Source organism: Sphingobacterium chungjuense, from assembly GCF_011316935.1.
Lineage (GTDB): Bacteria > Bacteroidota > Bacteroidia > Sphingobacteriales > Sphingobacteriaceae > Sphingobacterium > Sphingobacterium chungjuense.
Map to the genome: position 1 here is coordinate 114,499 of NZ_WLYS01000008.1, position 22,392 is coordinate 136,890.

General features: G+C 44.2%; 11 protein-coding genes. All 11 read left to right on the forward strand.

Translation table 11 applies throughout. From position 1 onward, the window contains the following. Window positions 1-34: 34 nt before the first annotated feature. The 11 genes from GKO22_RS15680 to GKO22_RS15730 all read left to right on the forward strand — a co-directional run bounded on the left by GKO22_RS15680 (window position 35) and on the right by GKO22_RS15730 (window position 22,322). Window positions 35-2,020 carry a RagB/SusD family nutrient uptake outer membrane protein gene (locus tag GKO22_RS15680; RefSeq protein ID WP_166336695.1) on the forward strand — a complete coding sequence of 662 codons (1,986 nt, stop codon included), beginning with the start codon at window positions 35-37 and terminating at the stop codon, window positions 2,018-2,020. A gap of 288 nt (window positions 2,021-2,308) precedes the next feature. Further along, complete coding sequence (locus GKO22_RS15685; protein WP_166336697.1) at window positions 2,309-5,497, forward strand: glycoside hydrolase family 2 TIM barrel-domain containing protein; 3,189 nt, start codon at window positions 2,309-2,311, stop codon at window positions 5,495-5,497. A 7-nt stretch (window positions 5,498-5,504) separates the two neighbouring features. Further along, window positions 5,505-7,517, forward strand: coding sequence for an alpha-L-arabinofuranosidase C-terminal domain-containing protein (locus tag GKO22_RS15690; protein ID WP_166336699.1), 2,013 nt, complete (start codon window positions 5,505-5,507; stop codon window positions 7,515-7,517). Window positions 7,518-7,537: 20 nt separating this feature from the next. Further along, the gene (locus tag GKO22_RS15695) at window positions 7,538-9,931 is read left to right on the forward strand and encodes a glycoside hydrolase family 127 protein (RefSeq protein WP_166336701.1); all 2,394 of its coding nucleotides are present in this window, start codon (window positions 7,538-7,540) and stop codon (window positions 9,929-9,931) included. After that, window positions 9,931-10,932, forward strand: coding sequence for a glycoside hydrolase family 43 protein (locus tag GKO22_RS15700; protein ID WP_166336703.1), 1,002 nt, complete (start codon window positions 9,931-9,933; stop codon window positions 10,930-10,932). The genes GKO22_RS15695 and GKO22_RS15700 overlap by 1 nt, the downstream gene beginning before the upstream one ends. A 23-nt stretch (window positions 10,933-10,955) precedes the next feature. Then, the gene (locus GKO22_RS15705; RefSeq protein WP_166336705.1) at window positions 10,956-12,860 is read left to right on the forward strand and encodes a family 43 glycosylhydrolase; all 1,905 of its coding nucleotides are present in this window, start codon (window positions 10,956-10,958) and stop codon (window positions 12,858-12,860) included. 36 nt (window positions 12,861-12,896) lie between these two features. Beyond that, window positions 12,897-15,407: a sugar-binding domain-containing protein gene (locus GKO22_RS15710; RefSeq protein ID WP_166336707.1), complete on the forward strand. Its 2,511-nt coding sequence runs from the start codon at window positions 12,897-12,899 to the stop codon at window positions 15,405-15,407. A 67-nt stretch (window positions 15,408-15,474) separates the two neighbouring features. Beyond that, the gene (locus GKO22_RS15715; protein WP_166336709.1) at window positions 15,475-16,611 is read left to right on the forward strand and encodes a glycoside hydrolase family 88/105 protein; all 1,137 of its coding nucleotides are present in this window, start codon (window positions 15,475-15,477) and stop codon (window positions 16,609-16,611) included. Window positions 16,612-16,619: 8 nt separating this feature from the next. Continuing rightward, window positions 16,620-17,837 carry a DUF2264 domain-containing protein gene (locus GKO22_RS15720; protein WP_166336711.1) on the forward strand — a complete coding sequence of 406 codons (1,218 nt, stop codon included), beginning with the start codon at window positions 16,620-16,622 and terminating at the stop codon, window positions 17,835-17,837. 305 nt (window positions 17,838-18,142) lie between these two features. Continuing rightward, window positions 18,143-20,047, forward strand: coding sequence for a glycoside hydrolase family 2 protein (locus GKO22_RS15725; protein ID WP_206367927.1), 1,905 nt, complete (start codon window positions 18,143-18,145; stop codon window positions 20,045-20,047). A gap of 727 nt (window positions 20,048-20,774) precedes the next feature. Beyond that, window positions 20,775-22,322: an alpha-N-arabinofuranosidase gene (locus GKO22_RS15730; protein ID WP_166336713.1), complete on the forward strand. Its 1,548-nt coding sequence runs from the start codon at window positions 20,775-20,777 to the stop codon at window positions 22,320-22,322. Window positions 22,323-22,392 lie beyond the last annotated feature (70 nt).

Below are 22,392 nucleotides of genomic sequence, written 5' to 3' on the forward strand. Positions count from 1 at the left end.
GATGAAATTTAATAGTCAATTTTTTACAAAATATATGCTCCTAATCGGAGTGGTGGCAGGTCTGAGTTCTTGCCAGAAATTCTTAGATATCGAACCACCTTCTCAGATCATTCCAGAGAACTATCTGGAAGAAGAGAGTCAATTGGCAGCATATACGATATCACGTTACCAAGATACAATCAATCGGGTTTCTCAGCTGATGACCTCTCATAGCAACTGGTCTTACGGAACTTTCGGTATTGATGGCGGAACGGATAATATGGTGACGCCGTCGGTAAATAATCGTTTTGTGCCGGGACAACAGCGCGTTGGCGCAAGTGGTGGAGACTGGGATTTCACCAGAATATTTCAGACCAATTATTACCTGAATACAGTGGTGCCGAAATGGCAAGCAGGGAAAATATTCGGTAGCTCTGAAAACATCGCTCATTATGTGGGTGAGGGGTATTTTTTGCGGGCGGTGGCTTATTTTCAAAAGCTGCAGACTTTAGGAGACTTTCCAATCATCAAAGTAAATATGGATGATAGCGATCCCGCTATTTTGGTGCAGGCGAGTCGCCGTTCTCCACGTAACGAAGTGGCACGTTTCATCTTGTCGGATTTGGATTCTGCGATTCTGTTGCTTAAGGTGCAAGCACCAGGCGGTCGCAAACAGCGTATTTCTAAGCATGTCGCGCTGCTGCTTAAATCACGGGTTGCTTTATATGAAGGTACTTGGTTGAAGTATTTTAAAGGTACGGCATTCGTGCCTAATGGTCCGCAATGGCCAGGTGCAACCAAGGAATTCACCAGTAACTATCAATATCCTTCGGGTGGCATTGATCAGGAAATCGACTTTTTCTTGACCGAAGCGATGTCTAGCGCACAAGTTGTAGCAGATGAGGTTTCTTTGGTCGAAAACACCGGTATTATCGAATCTCCAGCCAATGAAAATCCGTATTACAACATGTTTTCCGCGGTGAATATGTCGACTTATAGTGAGGTTTTGCTTTGGAGAGAATACAGCCAAAGCGTGGTCACGCACAATGTACCGGTCAATGCACTTACCGGAAATTATGCGGTAGGTACTACGCGCAGTATGGTAGAAAGTTTTTTGATGGCTAATGGTTTACCAATTTATGCGGCGGGAAGTGGCTATGAGGGGGATGATTACATCGCTAATGTACGTGCCAATCGCGACGGACGTTTGAACTTATTCTTAAAAGAACCTAATCAGCGCAATGTTTTGTTGAATAGAGGTGCTGGTAATACGGAAGTTCCTGTAGAGCCGACGCCACAGATTCTGGCTACGAACTGGGAACAGAAATATACCACGGGATACGCCTTACGTAAAGGCCTTTCGTACGACGCGATGCAAATGAACAATGGGCAGGGATATACCGGCAGTATTACATTCCGTGCGTCAGAAGCTTATTTGAACTACATCGAAGCTTGTTACGAGAAAAATGGAAGCATCGATGGTAAAGCACAAGGTTACTGGAGAGCATTGCGTACTCGTGCGAAGGTAGATCCTGATTATAGCAAAACAATTGCGGCTACTGAGATGAGTAAAGAGACATTGGATTGGGGCGCATATTCTGCTGGCAATCTGATCAGTCCTACTTTATACAACATTCGTCGTGAGCGTCGTAATGAATTAATGGCCGAAGGCTTGCGTTGGATGGATTTGAAACGCTGGCGCGCGATGGATCAAATGGCGCAGACGCCATACCATTTCGAAGGGTTCAAATTATGGGGTCCAATGAAAGACTGGTATCAGGCAAGTGCTTTAGTGTTTGGGGCATCCAATAGCAATGCAATTGTATCTGATCCAGCGCGTAGTGCCTACTTGCGTCCGTTAGAGATACAAGGAAGTTCTTTAGGATATAATGGCGCTCGTTTTACGATGGCACATTACTTAGAACCTATTGCTGCTTTGCACTTTATCCTGACTTCGCCAGATAATTCACCGGCAACTTCTGTTATTTATCAAAACCCAGGATGGACTACCGCTGGTGGTTCTGCTCCAACTGGATTTTAAAAGATCGTTTTTATAGTTGTTTATTAGCCGTAGATCATAGCAATATGGTCTGCGGTTTTTTTATGTTCTGCTCCGCTATGCTTGCAAACAGATCTTAAATCTGGCCGATGTCATACATTCGTTACCTGATCAGGCGCAGTCATTCCGTTTCGGTCAATATGCACCCTGTTTTGGGCAAAAATGACCCCCTCTATAGCATCCTTTTGCCATTATCTTAGTGCTATTAACACATACTAGCCGATTTTCAATAGTCGACCGCGTAGCGATATGCAGTCATTTTCGATCGATATGAATAGTAAACTGTATAAGAAACTTACTTTTTTTGCCCTAACGGCATTCGCATGTTCCACAGCATTTGCGCAATCAAGCGTCACCCTGTCGGGCTCTGGCGAAGCCAAAGCTACGCTCACGGATGCACAGCGTAAAGGTATTCCATGGTTGGATGAAACGATTGTCGAAGTCAATCGATTGCCGATGCGCAGTGATTACTTTGTGTACGAAAATCAATCTGCGGCCGACAAAGGAGATTGGAAACAATCTAGCAACTATCAAAGTCTCAACGGCGCTTGGAAGTTTAAGTGGGTAGAAGCGCCAGCCGATTTGCCAGCAGGATTTGAAAAGACCAATCATGATGATAGCCAATGGCCTACGTTTCAAGTTCCGGCCAATTGGGAGATGAATGGTTATGGCTTTCCGATGTACACGACCTCCGGTTTTGAGTTTACGTATTTAATTGGTCGTCCCAATCCACCACACGTTCCGATGGATTTCAATCCTACAGCCGTGTATCGTCGGGAAGTGGAGATTGGAGATGATTGGGCTGGAAAACAGATTACTTTGCACATTGGCGCTGCCAAATCCAATTTGTCGGTATGGGTGAATGGTGAATACGTCGGCTATGGCGAAGATAGCAAGCTGCCTTCCGAATTTGATCTTAGTCCTTTTCTGAAAAAGGGTAAAAATTTAATTGCCCTTAAAGTCATGCGTTGGGGCGTCGCCAATTATCTAGAAGATCAGGATATGTGGCGATTGAGTGGTATTACTCGCGATTGCTATTTGCTAGCGCGTAATAAAGAATACATCTACGATGTGGATATGGTGCCTACGCTCAATAATTCCTACGATCAAGGTGTGTTGCACGCGCAAGTGAAGCTCAACCAAGCGACAGATAAAGGGCATCAGGTGACTTTCGTACTGACGCATGGCAAAGAAGTGATCGGACAGAAAACCGTTGCGGTAGGCAATTCCACGAACGTGAAAGCAGATATTTCGGTGGCTAAGCCCGCCTTATGGACAGCAGAAACACCAAACCTCTACAAAATTACGTCTATCTTGCTTGATGCGCAGGGCAATGTTCTGGAGGTTATTCCAACTAGAATTGGATTTAGAAAGATTGAAATTAAAAACGGGCAATTCTTGGTAAATGGCCAACCGATCCTGATAAAAGGCGTAAATCGCCATGAAACCGATCCAAAAACTGGACAGGTTATTTCTCGCGAATCCATGATTAAGGATATTGAGTTGATGAAGCTTTTCAATATCAACTCCGTTAGAAATAGTCACTATCCGAATGCCGAATTGTGGTTGGACTTGTGCGATGAGTACGGTTTGTATGTCATTGATGAGGCCAATATCGAGTCGCACGGTATGGGTTACGATCTTTCATATACCATGGCTAATCGTCCGACTTGGGAAAATGCGCATGTTTCTCGTGTGACACGACTGCAAGAGCGCGATAAAAATCACGCCAGTGTGGTGATCTGGAGCATGGGAAATGAAGCTGGGAATGGCTATAATTTCTACAGAAGTTATGTCGCGATGAAAGCACGCGATACCACTCGTCCAGTACAATACGAACGTGCGGTAGTCAATTACGGCGAATTGCGTTTCGATTGGAATACAGATCTGAATGTGCCGATGTACGCTAGTCCGGATGCGATGAAGAACTATGTAAAGCGCTATCCGAAGCCAACAAAACCATTTATACAATGTGAATACGCACATGCTATGGGCAACTCGCTTGGTAACTTTAAGGATTATTGGGATATAATTCGGGAAAATAAAGGACATTTTCAAGGTGGTTATATTTGGGATTTCGTAGATCAGACCTTCCAGAAAATCAACGAGAAAGGCGATACCGTCTATACCTATGGTGGAGATTATGAACCCAAAGAGGCGATCACCGATTGGAACTTTGCTTCCAAAGGCATTTTTTACAGCAACCGCACACCCTATCCACATGCTTGGGAAATGAAAAAGGTTTATCAAGATATTCATACCAGCTTGTCGGGCGATGCAGCAGTTAACATTTATAATGAGAAGTTCTTTACCGACTTGAGCAATGTCAAGGCCGATTTCGAAATCATTCGCAACGGTAAAAAAGTATCTTCATGGACAGTAGATCAACTATCCGTTGATCCGCAAAAAACGGTGACTTTACCTTTCCAATGGGATAAGAAACAGGATGGAGAGACATTTTTAAACGTTACCTATAGACTGAAGCAGGCAGAACCGCTGATTCCATCCGGTCATATCGTAGCTACTGAGCAATTGAAATTAGGAGGAACATATCCAATGGCAGCATCCGTGGTAGCGGAAGGAAAGCTATCAGCACAGCAGGATCAGTCGGGCATCGTCGTGAAATCTAAAGATGTAGATATTCGCTTTGATGCGGCCACAGGGGCAATTAGCCAATTCGTTTACAAAGGAACTGCTTTATTAGAATCAGCAACAAAATTTAAAGCTAACTTCTGGCGCGCTCCGAATGATAACGACATCGGCGCCAAAATCCCAACCAAGCTAGCCGCTTGGAAAGCAGCCACGCAAAAGACGGAATTGAAAGATATGCGCTTCGAGCTGAAGGACGATTTGGCGTACGTGACTGTACAGCAGCAGCTTCCATCGGTGTTCGCTACGTTAGAAATAAACTACGTCATTAATGCAGCGGGTGTTATTTCTGTTTCGCAAAAGTTAGCGGTCGATACAGCGCAGCAAGTCGGTGTATTACCACGCTTTGGTATGCAGTGGATCTTGCCAGCAGGTTTCGAAAATGTCGCTTTCTATGGTCGTGGACCGCATGAAAATTATATAGACCGTCATTTCAGCGCACATGTAGGACAATACGAGCAAACAGTAGATGAGCAATATTTCCCATACGTAATGCCGAATGAGACGGGTAACAAGACTGATCTACGTTGGTACAAAGTAACCAATAAGAAAGGTCGCGGATTACTGATCGCAGCAGATAGTACCTTTAGTGCTAGTGCGCTGCATTACTTTGACGAAGATCTAGACGATGGTGAGAAACGCATTCAGCGCCACGCGGCCGACTTAGTGAAGCGCCCGCAGACGCAATTAAATATCGATTTGAAACAAATGGGAGTAGGTGGTATCAACAGTTGGGGAGCATGGCCGTTGACGCAATACCTTATTCCATATCAAAATTATACCTTTAACTTTCTAATCAAACCATTATAACCTTATTATGGCATTTACCGGAAAACATATTTTCTCTCGAAAAAATCTATTAAAAATAGCGCTGCTAGCGGCGGCATTACAGGTGCAATCCAATGATGTATCTGCACAGGATCAGAAGACCTTTACGGTGGATATGAATAAGCCGAAAGGCGAGATCAATCCCAATATGTGGGGTATCTTCTTCGAAGATATCAACATGGGAGCCGATGGAGGAATCTACGCCGAGCTGATCAAAAACCGTTCTTTTGAATTCTTTAGACCGATGATGGGATGGGAAAAGCTAGGCAAAAATACCGAAGCCAGTATGACCATCTTAAATCGGCAGGAGGAAGAACATCAAGCCAATCCACGCTACCTAAGAGTAGATACGCGGAAAGCAGATACTACCCTTGGTCTAAAAAACGAAGGTTTTCGTGGTATGGGCATCAAAGAAGGTTTGGCTTATGATTTTTCCGTATTGTATCGTCAAGCCAATGCCGGTATTCGCGTCAAGCTAGAGTTATTAGATTCTACGGGTCAGGTGATTGCCGAGACTGCATTTCAGCCAACCGCAGATGTGCAAAATTGGCAAAGCGCGGAGGCGCGTTTGGTTGCTACCAAAACAGATCCCAAAGGTTCTTTCCGCATGTGGTTTGAAGGCAAGGGCGTGATCGATTTAGATATGATTTCCTTATTTCCAGAAGATACGTGGAAAGGTCGTAAAAAAGGTTTGCGTGCCGATATGGTACAAGCATTGGCCGATCTAAAGCCGGGATTTATTCGTTTTCCAGGAGGTTGTATTGTCGAAGGATTCGACCTTTCACAGCGTTTCCAATGGAAGAAAACGGTAGGAGCGATTGAAGATCGTCAGTTGATCATTAACCGTTGGAATACCGAATTTGCGCATCGTTTAACACCGGATTATTTCCAAACATTTGGTTTAGGTTTTTATGAGTATTTCTTGATGGCCGAAGATATCGGTGCCGAGCCACTTCCAATTCTAAACTGTGGTATGGCTTGCCAATTCAACACAGGCGAATTAGTACCATTGGATGAGTTGGATCCCTATATTCAAGATGCCATCGATTTGATCGAATTTGCCAACGGTTCGGTGAACACCACTTGGGGTAAAGTACGCGCAGAGATGGGGCATCCAGAACCCTTCAATCTCAAATTGTTGGGCGTAGGAAATGAAAACTGGGGTCCTCAATATGTAGAGCGTCTCGCCGTATTTCAAAAAATACTAAAAGAGAAACATCCAGAAGTAGAGATCATCGCGAGTGCAGGTCCATATTCTAGTGGTGAGTACTTCGACTATTTGGATAAAGAGCTACGTACGATGAATGTAGATATCATCGATGAGCATTTCTATCAAGAACCAAAATGGTTCTTGAATAATGCAAAGCGATACGATAATTACGATCGCCAAGGGCCAAAAATCTTTGCCGGCGAGTACGCAGCACATAGTCGCGCAGCAACGCATGCGGAGCAACGTAATAACTGGGAAGCTGCTCTGTCTGAAGCTGCATTCCTAACTGGGTTAGAGCGTAATGCAGATGTCGTACAATTGGCATCTTATGCGCCATTATTTGCACATGCGGAAGGCTGGCAATGGAATCCAAACTTGATTTGGGTGGACAATATGAAAGTGTATCCTACACCGAGTTATTACGTGCAAAAAGCCTATTCAAACAACAGAGGTACACATATTTTATCGTTGCTTGATCAAGGTGCTGCCGTTGCTGGACAAGATAGCGTCTACGCCTCAGCCGTGTTAGATGAAGAACATCGCAACATTACCTTGAAACTCGTGAACGTAAGCGGACAGGCGAAACAGATCGCGCTTAATCTGAATGGTTCGCAAAAGCTTGCTAAAAATGCGCAAGTAGAATTTATCACAGCCAATGATTTGGGCGCTTTCAATGCGGTAGGCAAAGAGCTACGCGTTGTTCCGCAACAAACCACTTTACCGGTCAATAAGAAAAAGTTGGATTTGCCGATGCAGCCACATGCCTTTTATACCATAAAGATCACCTATTAGGTCTTAGTAATTTACGAGCTATGTTTAGAAAACGGAATGTGTATTGGATGCTTGCTTTTGCTGCCTTAGCGGTTGTCCCTGCTAAAGCACAAGATGGAGTGGTAAAATTGCTCCCGATCAAGCAGGTGCGATTGTTGGAGAGTCCATTTTTAAAAGCGCAATCACTGAATCGCGATTACCTGCTGGCCTTGGATGCCGATCGCTTGCTTGCACCATTTCTTCGTGAAGCAGGTTTGCCCGAAAAAGCTGCCAGTTATACCAATTGGGAAAATTCTGGCCTAGATGGCCACACTGCGGGGCACTATTTATCTGGTTTGTCTCTATTATACGCTTCGACGGGCGACAAAACCATACAGGCAAAATTAGAATATGTACTTTCCGAATTGCAGCGATGTCAAGATGCGCTTGGCACGGGATATATTGGCGGTGTACCGGGCAGCACAGCGTTATGGCAAGAGATTAGCCAAGGCGATATTCGTGCGGGTAATTTTGATTTGAACGGCAAATGGGTGCCTTTATATAATATCCACAAAACCTTTGCTGGTTTGCGCGATGCGTATCAGGTGGCTGGTTATTCAGTAGCCAAAGATATGTTGATCAAGATGACCGATTGGGCGGTAAACGTGACGGATGGACTGAGCGATGCACAAATGCAAGATATGCTACGCAGTGAGCATGGTGGCCTCAATGAAGTGTTTGCCGATGTCGCTTTCTGGACCAAAAATCCAGCTCACGTCAGATTAGCGAAACGCTTTACACAAGATTCTTTTCTAAACCCTTTGTTAAGCAGACAAGATCTCTTGACAGGCATGCATGCCAACACACAAATTCCTAAAGTAATCGGCATCGAACGCATTGCCGAGTTAGAAAGCCAAGATGCTTGGCATGATGGCGCACAATTCTTTTGGGAAACCGTAGTACAAAATCGTAGCGTAGCGATTGGCGGGAATAGCACGTACGAACATTTCCATCCTTCGGATGATTTTTCAAGCATGGTGACCAGTGTCGAAGGTCCAGAAACCTGCAATACCTATAACATGCTCAAGCTGAGTGCGCAACTTTTCCAGCGCACGGGCGATGTGGGCTACGTCGATTATTACGAGCGCGCTTTGTACAATCATATATTGTCTTCTCAACATCCAGAGCACGGCGGATTGGTCTATTTTACGCCGATGCGGCCAGCACATTATCGCGTGTATTCGCAGCCGCAAACGAGCTTTTGGTGCTGCGTGGGTTCTGGATTAGAAAGCCATTCGAAATACGGCGAGTTCATCTATGCTGAGCAAGATCAAGCGCTATGGGTCAATCTATTTATTCCGTCAGTATTGACTTGGGAAAAGATGGGTGTGCGCTTGGTGCAACAACATCAATTTCCAAGTACGGATACGATCAATTTTAAAATTCACGCTGATAAAGCGAAAAAGTTTACCCTACATCTACGAAAGCCAAACTGGACAAAAGGGGAGCAGGTCTCCCTTTTTGTCAATGGCGTAAAACAGAAGATTCAGGAAAGCAACAAAGGTTATCTCACCCTAGAGCGCAAATGGAAAGATAGCGATGAGATAAAATTAGTATTGCCGATGCACGTAGCACTGGAAACACTTCCAGACAACTCACCATATCTAGCTTTTAATTATGGGCCAGTGGTGTTGGCTGGCACCAGTGCAGCGCAAGATGATATCGTCGGATTGCTGGCGGATGATAGCCGCGGTGGCCATATTGCCAAAGGCAAACAGATTTCTGCTACAGATATCCCCCTATTAGTTGGCGATAAAAATAACTTAGCACAATCCGTGGATTTAATCTCAGCGAAGGAACTTCGCTTTGCACTGCATGTGCAGAATGCAAAAGGGGAGTCGCAAACACAAATATTGCAGCCATTTGCACAAATTCACGATGCACGCTATCAGATTTATTGGCCTTATGCCGAATCACAAAATGAAGCTAAGACTTACTTTGATCGGATTAGCGATGCTTATCTGGAACGATTAGAAAAGCTCACCATCGATCAGGTGCGCGTCGGACAACAGCAGCCTGAATCTGATCACGGCATACAATCTTCGCAATCCACTACGGGTGCGCATAGTGGTACGCAGTGGCGGGAAGCCAATGGTTGGTTTAGTTATCAACTCCGTCAATCATCCGGCGAAGCCAAATTCCTATACATTCAATATTTTGCCGAAGGCGAATATGATTACAGCGTCTCTATCAATGGCGTACAGGTCGCCAAATTAGCTAGCAATCAGCAGGCCTCGGGCTTGCAGCAACGAACCATTGCTTTGCCAAAAGAGATACAAGCGAATGCAGATCTACTCATTCGTGTAGAAGCCAATTCTGGCAACAAAACCGCAAAACTGACCAATATAAGACTACTCCGGAATAATCTATCTGATGCGCCGGTTTCCAATTTTTAATGATGAAAAATAAAAGAAATTCCTACAAAAACATCCGAAATAACGCATTCCTCACCGCGGCTTGTCTGCTGGGTGCATTTTCACTGGCATCTGCGCAAGACGCAAGTCAGAAGGTCGTGAATCGATTTGTAGCAACGGGTAATCCCATTATCAAAGATAAATATACGGCAGATCCAGCGGCGTTGGTGAAAGGCGATACGCTGTGGTTGTATGCTGGCCACGATTTGGCTGGCGGACAAACCAAGTACATAATGAAAGATTGGTTGGTCTATTCTACGACAGATATGAAAAACTGGACGGAGTACGAAGTGCCATTAAAGATTACAGATTTTGCCTGGGCCAAGAGCGGAGATGCATTTGCAGGCCATGTCACCGAACGCGATGGTAAATACTACTGGTACATCAGTACCAATTGGTCGGGCATTGGTGTGGCGGTATCCGATTTGCCGACAGGTCCTTTCAAAGATGCTTTGGGAAAACCTTTGTTGACGAACGACGATTGTTTTGCATCCAGCCATGCTTGGGCTTGTATTGATCCTGCGGTGCATATCGATGAGGATGGACAAGCTTGGATCTTTTGGGGCAATCGCGAATGCTATTATGCTAAGTTGAAAGACAATATGATCGAAATCGATGGGGAAATAAAGCAGATCAAATTCGATAAGCTGGATTTCACCGAAGCACCATGGGTGCATAAATACAAAAAGAAATATTACCTAACATACGCATCTGGATTCCCAGAAAAGATAGCCTATGCCATGGGCGACCGCATGGAAGGACCTTATGAATACAAAGGTATTCTGAATGAGATTGCTGGTAATAGCAATACCAACCACCAATCCATTGTTGAGTTCAAAGGCAAATGGTATTTTATCTACCATAATGGCGCAATACAGACGGATGGAAGCAGTTATAGTCGTTCCGTGTGTATTGATCGTCTGTATTTCAATAAAGATGGCACCATCAAACGAATTCAAATGACCTCCGAAGGCGTCCACTAATTTTAAAGATCAAGTTTTTTTAGATGAAAATAGTTATTACCCTAGTCGCCTACTTATTGAGCAGCTCTTTGTTGCTGGCGCAAACTTATAAATCAGGCCCTGTAGATAAAGATTATAAAGGTTACTTGTTCGCCTATTTCAAAGGCAATGCGGTCGAAGATGAAGCCGTTTGTTTCGCTGTCAGTACCGATGGCTACAATTATCGTGCACTCAACGGGAATCAACCGGTGTTGAGCTCGGCCGAGATTAGTTCTACTGGTGGCGTGCGCGATCCGCATATCTTGCGCGGTGAAGATGGAAAATCCTTCTACATGGTGCTCACGGATATGACTTCGAGCAAAGGTTGGGATTCCAATCGCGGCATGATTTTGTTGAAGTCCGACAATTTGGTGGATTGGAAACATAGCAAAATCCATATTCCAACACGTTTCACAGGACATGAAGATTTGAAACGCGTATGGGCGCCACAGACCATCTTCGATCCCTCTGTCAATAAGTATATGGTGTATTGGTCTATGCAGCACGGTAAAGGACCAGATATTATCTATTACGCTTACGCGAATGAAGATTTTACCGATCTAGAAGCAGCACCTCAAAAACTGTTTGTTCCTAAAAACCAGAAATCTTGTATCGATGGCGACATCATTTTGAAGAATGGCTTGTACTACCTGTTTTACAAAACCGAAGGACATGGCAACGGCCTTCGCTTAGCGATTACCGATTCCTTAACTTCTGGAAAATGGATCGAGCAACCGGGTTACAAGCAACAAACGACTGATGCGGTCGAAGGATCCAGCGTGTTTAAACTGAACCATTCGGACAAGTACATTTTGATGTACGATGTGTATGGCAAGGGCAAATACCAATTCTGCGAGAGCGTAGATCTAGATCGGTTTAAAGTGATCGACGAAGATATTAGCATGGATTTTCACCCAAGACATGGCTCTATTATTCCGCTATCGCGGAATGAATTAAAAGCGGTGACCGACCGTTGGGGAACGCCAGCCGGCATCCAAGTGCCTGCGGCCAAAAATCCGGTTTTAGATGGTTATTATGCTGATCCAGATATTATCTATTCGCACAAAGACAAGAAATACTATCTATATCCTACCAGTGATGGATTTGATGGCTGGGGCGGTTACTATTTCAAAACCTTTTCTTCGACAGATTTGAAAAACTGGAAAGATGAAGGCGTGATTTTAGACCTGAAGAAAGATGTTTCTTGGGCTGATCGTCATGCTTGGGCACCAACCATTATCGAGAAGAATAACAAGGGGAAATACCAGTATTACTACTACTTTACGGCAGCACAGAAGATCGGCGTAGCGGTCGCAAATAATCCACAAGGTCCATTTCGCGATTCGGGAAAACCATTGGTAAATAGCAAACCGGAAGGAATAAATAACGGACAGGAAATTGATCCAGCCGTATTTTATGATCCTAAATCTAAGAAGAACTACTTATTCTGGGGCAATGGTTATCTGGCTGTTGCGGAGTTGAACAAGGATATGATCTCTTTGAAACCAAATACGACCAAAGTGATGACACCAACTGACGGTACATTTCGCGAAGGCGTATTTGTCATCTACCGCGAAGGGAAATACTACTTCTTATGGTCGGAGGATGATACCAGAAGTCCCAATTACCGGGTGCGTTACGGTATTGCAGATTCACCAACATCACCTATTCAAATTCCAGCAAACAACCTGATTCTGGAGAAGGACGAGCCGAAAGGTATTTATGGTACCGGACATAATTCCGTGATCCAAGTGCCGGGCAAAGATGAATGGTACATTGTGTATCACCGCTTCTCTTATCCAGACGGAATCAAGATGGGCGATGCGGCAGGTTTCCACCGGGAAGTGGCGATTGATGCTTTAAAATTCGATGAACAGGGTTTTATTTTGCCGGTCATTCCTACGAACTAAACTTTTAATGACAAACACTATTTTTTAACAAACAACATGTACTCAAAATTAACCCGATTTTTTGTTGCTAATATCTGCGTTTGCTTCCTATTGTTGCTTAGCGGCAATGAGGTGATGGCACAAGCCGACTTTGGTAACGCGACCAAACTCAATAAGGATTGGCAATTTAAATTAAGCGATCAGACCGATGCGGCGACAGCCGAGAAATTGGATCGCTCTTGGCGTGGTGTTCAACTGCCACACGACTGGAGCGTACGGCAACCGCTAAGTCCAAGTCTGGCCAGCGCGACTGGCTATTTGCCGGGTGGCATCGGCTGGTACCGCAAGCAAGTATTCGTTGATGCCGACAAGCAAGGTCAACAGCTTTACCTTTATTTTGAAGGCGTGTACAACCGTAGCGAAGTGTTTGTAAACGGACATTCTTTAGGCAAAAGACCGAACGGATATGTATCCTTTATGTACGACCTGACACCGCATTTAAAATATGGTGCAGAGAATACCATTGCCGTACGCGTGGATCATACGCAAGATGCCGATTCTCGCTGGTACACTGGCTCGGGAATCTATCGCGACGTATGGTTGGTGCAGGCGAACAAAGTGCATCTAGAGCCTTGGGGATTGTATGTGTATCCTGAAGTAAATAAAAACAAAGGTACCTTGAAGATTGAAACACCGGTGCAAAACCATTCTGATCAAGCGGTGAATTTGCACGTAACCCACACGTTGGTGGACGCCGCTGGTAAAACGGTGACCAAGAAAACCACGAAATTAAACGTTCCGAAAAATGGTAAAGAAGCGGTGAACAGTTCGTTGGAAGTTCGTGATCCTATGTTGTGGAATCTCGACAATCCAAATCTATACACATTACAAACGATCATAACACATGACGGCAAAATCGTCGATCAATCCAGCGTACGTACGGGTTTCCGTACCTACACGTTCGACCCGAACAAAGGCTTTGCGCTCAATGGTACATGGATGAAAGTAAAAGGCGTTTGTCTGCACCACGATGCCGGCGTATTAGGCGCTGCGGTATATCCCGAAGTATGGCGCAGAAGATTGCTCCAATTGAAATCGATGGGTGTCAATGCCATTCGTACCAGCCACAATCCACAAGCTACTAGTCTGTATGCTTTGTGTGATGAGTTGGGTATGTTAGTGATGAATGAAGCTTTTGACGAATGGGAATTTCCTAAACGCAAATGGTTATCAGGTTGGAATGTCGGTACGCCAGGTTTTCAAGGCGCGTTTGATTATTTCAAAGAATGGGGAGAGCGCGATTTAGCTGATATGGTACGTCGCGATCGTAATCATCTTTCCATCTTCGCGTGGAGTATTGGTAATGAGGTGGATTATCCGAATGATCCGTATTCGCATCCGGTATTGGATGGAGCACAAGGCGGTGGATTTACGCAGCCTATCTTTGGCGGATACCGCAAAGATGCGCCCGATGCCATGCAACTGGGTGATATCGCTAAGCGATTGGCTGCGGTGGTACGTGAGCATGACAAATCTAGACCAGTTACCGCAGGTTTAGCAGGCGTTGCGATGTCCAATGAAACGGCGTATCCAAGCGCGTTGGATATTGCTGGATACAATTATACGGAAAGTCGTTATCAAGAGGATCACGCTAAATACCCTGAAAGAGTAATTTATGGTAGCGAAAATCGCCATGATTATGGCGCTTGGAAAGCCGTAACGGACAATGATCATGTTTTCGGTCAGTTCCTATGGACAGGTATCGATTACTTAGGTGAGTCAGGTCGCTGGCCTTCCCGCGGTTTCTATTCAGGATTATTAGATTTCGCTGGCTCTATGAAACCGCGCGGATATTTCCGCGCTTCATTATGGTCTGATAAACCAATGGCTTACATCGGGACGTATCCCGTGCAAGGTGGTGGCGCCGCTACCGATACGTGGTCGCAGTTAGAAGCAGAACAAGGACAAAAACAAGATCAAGCACCTTCTATGGATGCTTGGCCGGTGTGGAATTATAACGAAGGACAACAAATCCGTGTCGTGTCGTACAGTAATGCGCCTAAAGTATATCTGACGCTAAATGGTCGTAAAGTCGGAGCAGAAAAATCGGCTGATGATCGTCACGGTATCGTGTATTGGGATATTCCATATGCAGCGGGCACATTGACCGTGATTGGTTTGGATGAGTCTGGAAACGAAATCGCGAAGCACGATCTAAAAACGAGCAAAAGATCGTACGCACTGAAAGTAGTCGAAGGAGCTAATCAGGCGGTGGCGGCAGATGGCGGTCTTGCACAGATCGGCCTACAGATCGTGGATCAAGATGGCGTGGTCGTTCCAACAGCGGATGATGAGATTACGTGTCAAATCGTAGGATCGGGTACTTTATTGGGTATGGAAGCTGGTAACAACAGCGATATGTCCGATTATACCGACAATCAACAGCGTGCTTTCAAAGGTAAAATGATGGTGTATGTACGTGCTGATGGCAAGCCGTCGGAAGAAATTCGTGTACGATTCACAGCGCCTTGGTTACAAGCTGCCGAAGTAACAATACCGCTTAAATAAATCAAGATAAAGAATTAAGAAAGGTGAATGTAAAAAGTTCACCTTTTCTCATAAACAGATCACGTACATGAATTGGATTAAACACATTGGTATTGCACTGATCATATTGTATCTCACAGGCTGCACGAGCAAAAAATATGCGATTGATGCCATTGATAAGCAGGATGTATTGGCGTCGATTAGATCGGTGAACACGTATTGGCAGCAGAATAACAAGCCACAAAATTGGGCTTTCTGGGATGAAGCTGCTTATCACACAGGCAACATGTCGGCGTATGAGGTGACGAAAGATTCTGCTTTTTTGGAGTATAGTTTGATCTGGGCGAAGTCCAATGATTGGAAAGGCGCTAAATCCGACAAGAAGGAAGATTGGAAATACAGTTATGGGGAAAGCGATGATTACGTTTTGTTTGGCGATTGGCAGATCTGCTTTCAGACGTATATTGATCTGTATCATCTCGATAAAGATGAGCAACGTATTCATCGTGCCATGGAAGTGATGAAATACCAGATGTCGACCCCAGCAGACGATTATTGGTGGTGGGCAGATGGATTGTATATGGTGATGCCTGTGATGACAAAGTTGTACCAAGTCACAAACAATTCACTTTACCTTGAGAAATTGTATACCTATTTCCGCTATGCGGATAGCTTGATGTTTGATCAGGAAGCGCATCTATATTATCGGGATGGCAAATACCTTTATCCAAAGCATAAGAGCGCGAATGGAAAACGCGATTTCTGGGCGCGGGGAGATGGTTGGGTTTTGGCCGGATTGGCCAAAGTACTCGCTGATCTGCCAAAAGAGTATGAACATCGTCCTTTCTTCGAGCAGCGCTTTACGCAGTTAGCTGCTGCGGTAGCTGCGGTGCAACAACCAGAAGGTTATTGGACACGTAGTTTGCTTGATCCTGAGCACGCTCCCGGTCCAGAAACGAGTGGCACGGCTTTCTTTACCTATGGTCTGCTATGGGGTGTGAATAATGGTTACCTGAACGCAGCAGATTATTTACCTGTGATTGATCGCTCTTGGCGTTACTTACAAGATGTGGCGGTGCAAGCGGACGGTTCGGTGGGATATGTGCAACCAATTGGAGAAAAGGCGATTCCAGGACAAGTGGTTGACCAAAATTCGACGACTAACTTTGGTGTAGGAGCGTATTTGCTGGCTGCGACAGAATTGTATAAGTATTTAGATAAATAGGCTTGGTTATGAGGATGCGTATTGCGGTCTTAACGGGTTTTTTTGGGTTGATTTGTTTTGCCTCTTTTGCTCAAGATAAAATCAATGTTGACAGAGCTTTTTGGTTAGCAGAGATGGATAAGATGGCGCGCCCAGTGATTCGTAGCTTGGCACACGATAGCTTACGCATCGCGATGCCGCAGGTCACTTCTAAAAATGTAGATAACCGCGAACACCGCATTCAGGTGCAATACTTGGAAGTATTTGGAAGAGTACTTTCAGGTATAGCGCCATGGCTGCAGCTGGAAGGAGGGAGCACAGAGGAGCAGGCGCTGCGCACTCAATACCGTACTTGGGTGATCCAAGGATTTGACAATGCGCTGGATTCGAATGCCCGTGATTTGATGCGTTTCGACGTTGGCGGTCAGCAATTGGTGGATGCATCTTTCTTAGCGCTCGGCTTGATCCGAGCGCCTTGGATTTGGGAGAATTTATCGCAGGACTCAAAGACAAAATTGGTAGCATCCATCCGTACCACGCGGCGTTTCTTACCAGTTTATTCCAATTGGTTATTATTTTCGGCAGTCAACGAAGCTTTTCTAGCGAAATATGCCGATTCGTGGGACAATATGCGTGTAGATTATGCATTGCGTCAATTCGAACAGTGGTATGTAGGTGATGGTATATACAAAGACGGCGAGCATTTTGCTTTCGATTATTACAATAGCTATGTGATTCATCCTTATTTAGGTGCGCTCGTGGATGTGATCGGCACAAAGACCAGCACATACAACCGCATGTTTGAGGAGATTAAAAAAAGAAATCAACGCTATGCCGAGATTCAAGAACGCTTGATTCATAGCGATGGCACTTATCCAGCTTCCGGTCGTTCGGTGATCTATCGCGGTGCCGCATTCCATCATTTGGCGGATATGGCTTTCAAAGATCGCTTGCCAGAAAGTTTGCCTGCCGCACAGGTGCGCAGCGCCTTAACAGCGGTATTGCGCAAAACCACGGAAAGTCCTTCGACCTATCAGAATGGTTGGTTAACCATTGGCTTATATGGTGCGCAGGAAAGTTTGGGTGATTTTTACAATAACCAAGGCAGTCCATATCTGGCGACGGCACTCTTCTTGCCGTTGGGCTTACCGGAAAATCATGCATTCTGGTCAGACCTCGCAAAACCTTGGAATGCACAACAAATCTGGACAGGCCAGCAGGCAGCTAAAGATCACAGTATGCATTAGGGATATATCAACTATGCGCGAATTGTGGTATATTCAAGTCTATGAAAATCACTGGTATACTCCTTTTCTTTTGCCTTTCACAATTAACAGCAAGCGCTCAGGTTACATCCTTTGTAATTGATGAAGCACAATTGGATCAATCATTAAAGGAGACTTTAGAAGCTATATATCACTCAGATCAATCTGTCAGGATGGCGATTGCCGATATGCACCATACGATTTAGTTGAATCATTAAGTGGTTTACTATAGAAGGCTCTTGAACTTTTCATTCACGGGTTATTCTTCTTACATTAGTTGTAACACTATGAATAACACTAAATTGATGATGAAGAAAAACACCTGTTGCCCCATAAGCTACGCCTGTACTTTGGTCGCTATGCTCTGGTGCTTGAACGGACAATCGCAATCGCTCGATGATTTTACACTGCCCACGCCTTGGACTCAGGAAGCACTATCTGCCAAAATTCCTTTGCCCGAATACCCTCGTCCGCAAATGGCACGCGCAGAATGGCAAAATCTTAATGGTTTTTGGAGTTACATGGGAGGCGCTAATATGGCAGATCCAAGAATTATCGATATTGCGCCCGATTTTCCAATAAACGGTGAGAAGATTAGGGTGCCATTTGCCCCAGAGGCCGAGTTAAGTGGCATCGTGCGAAGTGGAGAAACTTTCCTCTGGTACAAGCGAACTATGGAAGTGCCACGCACATGGAAAGATCAACGTATCTTGTTGCATTTCGGGGCAGTAGATCATTTTGCTGCCGTATTTGTCAACGGTAAGAAAGTGGGTACGCATCGTGGCGGATATACGGCATTTCATTTTGATATTACGGATTACTTGGCTAAAGGTGAAAACACAATCGTGGTGGGCGCTCACGATCCAAATGACGGAAAGGTGGCATGTGGCAAGAATGGCGATAAAGGGGATTATACATTCAGCTCTGGAATCTGGCAAACCGTGTGGATGGAGCCGGTGGCCAAACAACATATCGCACAGCTCAAACTTATCCCAGATCTAGAAAATAAACGATTGCAAATCACAGCAACTTCTGAAGGTGCGCAACTACAAGTATTGGCCAAAGCGAAAAGTGGCTCATCCACTGTGGCAAATGCAGAAGGTGTAGCAGGTGAACCATTCTATTTGAATATTGAAAATCCGCATTTGTGGACAACTGATGATCCCTTTCTATACGATCTTGACCTTCAGCTTGTAGACGCAAAAGGTCAGACGATTGACCAAGTCGATTCTTATTTTGGGATGCGCTCGATTCGTATTGAAAAGGTGAATGGCGTGAATAGGACGATATTAAACGGCAAATTCGAATTTCAGATTGGTTTGCTGGATCAAGGCTATTGGCCAGATGGCGTATTCACCGCGCCAACGGATGCCGCGCTACTTTACGATCTAGAATTAGCGAAGAAAACAGGTTTTAATGTCGTTCGTAAACATATCAAAGTAGAACCACAACGCTGGTATCATCACTGTGATCGCCTAGGATTATTGGTATGGCAGGACATGCCTAATTTGTGGTATCCTGACGATGTAGATTCTGTTGCCGTTCGTGCACAGTTTAGAAGCGAGCTGAAAGATATGATGGATCAGCTCATCAGTGTGCCATCTATTGTGATGTGGGTATCTTTCAATGAGAACTGGGGCGCATTCGAAGTGGCCGATATTACCGATTGGACCAAAAAATATGATCCATCCCGTCTGGTGAATGGTTTGTCTGGATACAATTATGCACCGGGCTATCGTCCAGCACCAAGAGATCCTGGAAATGGTGATTTTGTCGACTTGCATCATTACGGCAAGATGGAAGACAAATATTTTCCACAACCTGACTCACTTCGCGCCGCTTCATTAGGCGAATTTGGTGGCAAGGGTCTGTTTGTGCGTGGTCATCTTTGGCCAGTACCCAACAATGCATATGAGGTGATGATAAATTCGGATATCTTGACCGATACGTACGTTTATTTGCTCAATGAAGTAGAGCAGCGCATGCTGTATCGTAGTTTGAGTGCCGCGATATACACCCAAACTACCGATGTAGAGCATGAGATCAATGGAATGGTAACTTACGATCGGCAGGTCGAAAAAATGGATTTTGAAAAGGTAAAGCAGATCAATGAAGAGGTGATCAAGAGTAGTAGGAAGATCGGAGAGAAGAAGAAGGTGAGCTCTCTTGTACGAGAGTATCCCGTAGAATAGTGCAAAAAAGATGATCTGCATCAATGCTTATGATTTAGATATGTTGATCGCGATATTCGATAGCAATAGAAGCAATAGGCCAACCTTTTCAACTATAGTAAGAGATGATGAACAGAAGGCGCTCAGATAATTTCTTGAGCGCCTTTTCCTGTTTACTCAATCTTAGAAGAACTGTATTAAAGTAGAAATTTAAATAGAAAATGATTAAACGTCATTCATCTCCAAAATTAGCTAAAGGTCCTAATGTCCTTTTTTACTCCTATTGTTCTTAGAATTACTTTTTTGAACTTTGGAAGTTCCATGCTTTTGGCCTTGAGTGTAACAGGAAGTCAATGTGAAGGATGTCATTATAACTATCATTGACATTGCAATTATTCTTTTTGTCATCATTTTGTTTTTTAAGATTAAATTATTGTTACAATGATAAATTAATTATATAGATAATACTATTAAAATTTTATTTAATTATTATTTTAATAAATTATTAATCTACATGCCGTGGATTTTAAAATTAAGCTTTGTGCCTCAATACGCAGATTGCTTAATAAGTCCCCTTTTTTTGGTTGAGAATACCCTGCTTATTTCCGGTTGATTTATTGATATTTGAACATAAACAAAAGGTCTCAAAACAGGTAAATCTGTATGCACTTATGAACAGCATTTGACGTGCTGAATCTAAATATAGATTAATGAGACATTAACCAATAATTTGAACAATATGATCCAGATGCGTACTAGACCGATTCTATTTCTATTGCTATTGATTTTTGCGAGCAACAGATTGTTTGCACAGCAAACGAAAACTGCCATTACATTGCAAACACCATCCAGCACGACGATAAACAAACACATTTATGGCCATTTTGCCGAGCATTTGGGCAGGTGTGTTTATGGGGGTTTTTATGTAGGAGAAGATAATGAACGCATTCCCAATACGGCAGGCGTACGTAATGATGTGGTGGCTGCGTTAAAAGAACTCCAAATTCCAAATCTTCGTTGGCCAGGTGGATGTTTTGCGGATACCTATCATTGGAAAGACGGTATCGGTCCGAAGCCAGGTCGTCCAACGATTGTCAATAGCTGGTGGGGCGGCGTCACGGAAGATAATAGTTTTGGCACGCATGATTTCCTCAACATGTGTGAGCTATTGGAGACTGAACCATATTTAGCAGGAAATGTCGGAAGCGGTGAGGTCCAAGAACTAGCCGACTGGGTACAATATGTAAATCACGCAGGCGAAAGTCCGATGGCAGATCTAAGACGTGAAAATGGACGTGAAGAACCTTGGAAAGTCAAATTTTGGGGCGTAGGAAATGAAGCATGGGGTTGCGGTGGCAACATGACAGCGGCGTATTATTCGGATGTATACCGCAAGTATGCCACTTTTATGTCCGATTGGACCAATACTGGTGGCTTATTTCGGGTTGCTTCAGGTGCCAATGTAGATGATTATGAGTGGACAGAAACGCTCATGAAAAATATAAAACACAATTTGGTAGAAGGATTAGCCTTGCACCATTATGCCAATGTCGAGTGGAACAGCAAGGGACCAGCTACAGGGTATTCGGATACCCAATATTTCAAGACTATGCAATCAGCTTGGAAAATGGATGAATTGGTGCGGAAGCATTCTGCCATTATGGACAAATATGATCCAAAAAAACGCATTGCTTTAGTGGTAGATGAATGGGGTGGTTGGTACGAAGTCGAAGAAGGAACTAATCCGGGCTTCTTGTACCAGCAGAATACCATGCGCGATGCCATGATTGCCGGGCTTACGCTTAATGTGTTTAACAATCATGCAGACCGTGTTCGTATGGCTAATCTGGCACAGACCATCAATGTTTTGCAAGCGGTGATTCTTACAAAAGACGAACAAATGATTTTGACGCCAACTTACCACGTAATGGAAATGTACAAGGTGCATCAAGATGCGCAGTTGATTCCGCTGACTGTTGAAAGTGCCTTATATACGTTTGAAGGAGAGACATTGCCAGCAGTACATGCATCTGCTTCGGTGGGTAAAGATGGAAAAACCCATATCAGTATCGTCAATATCGATGCTAAACAATCTCATCAGGTAGATCTAAATCTCGGCAAATCTGCAAAAAACCTTTCAGGAAGAATTTTGAAATCAGCTTCGCTGAACGATCATAATACGTTTGAAAAACCAGATGCTATACAACCTGAATCATTTAAAGGTTTCAAACAAAATGCAAATCAATTAGCTGTCGAATTGCCGCCGTTTTCCGTTGTGGTGCTCACACTGGATTAAGGTACGATCCGTGCTATATCTATAATCATGTTTCTTCACAAGTATGAAAAAAGCAACTCCGATAAGAGTT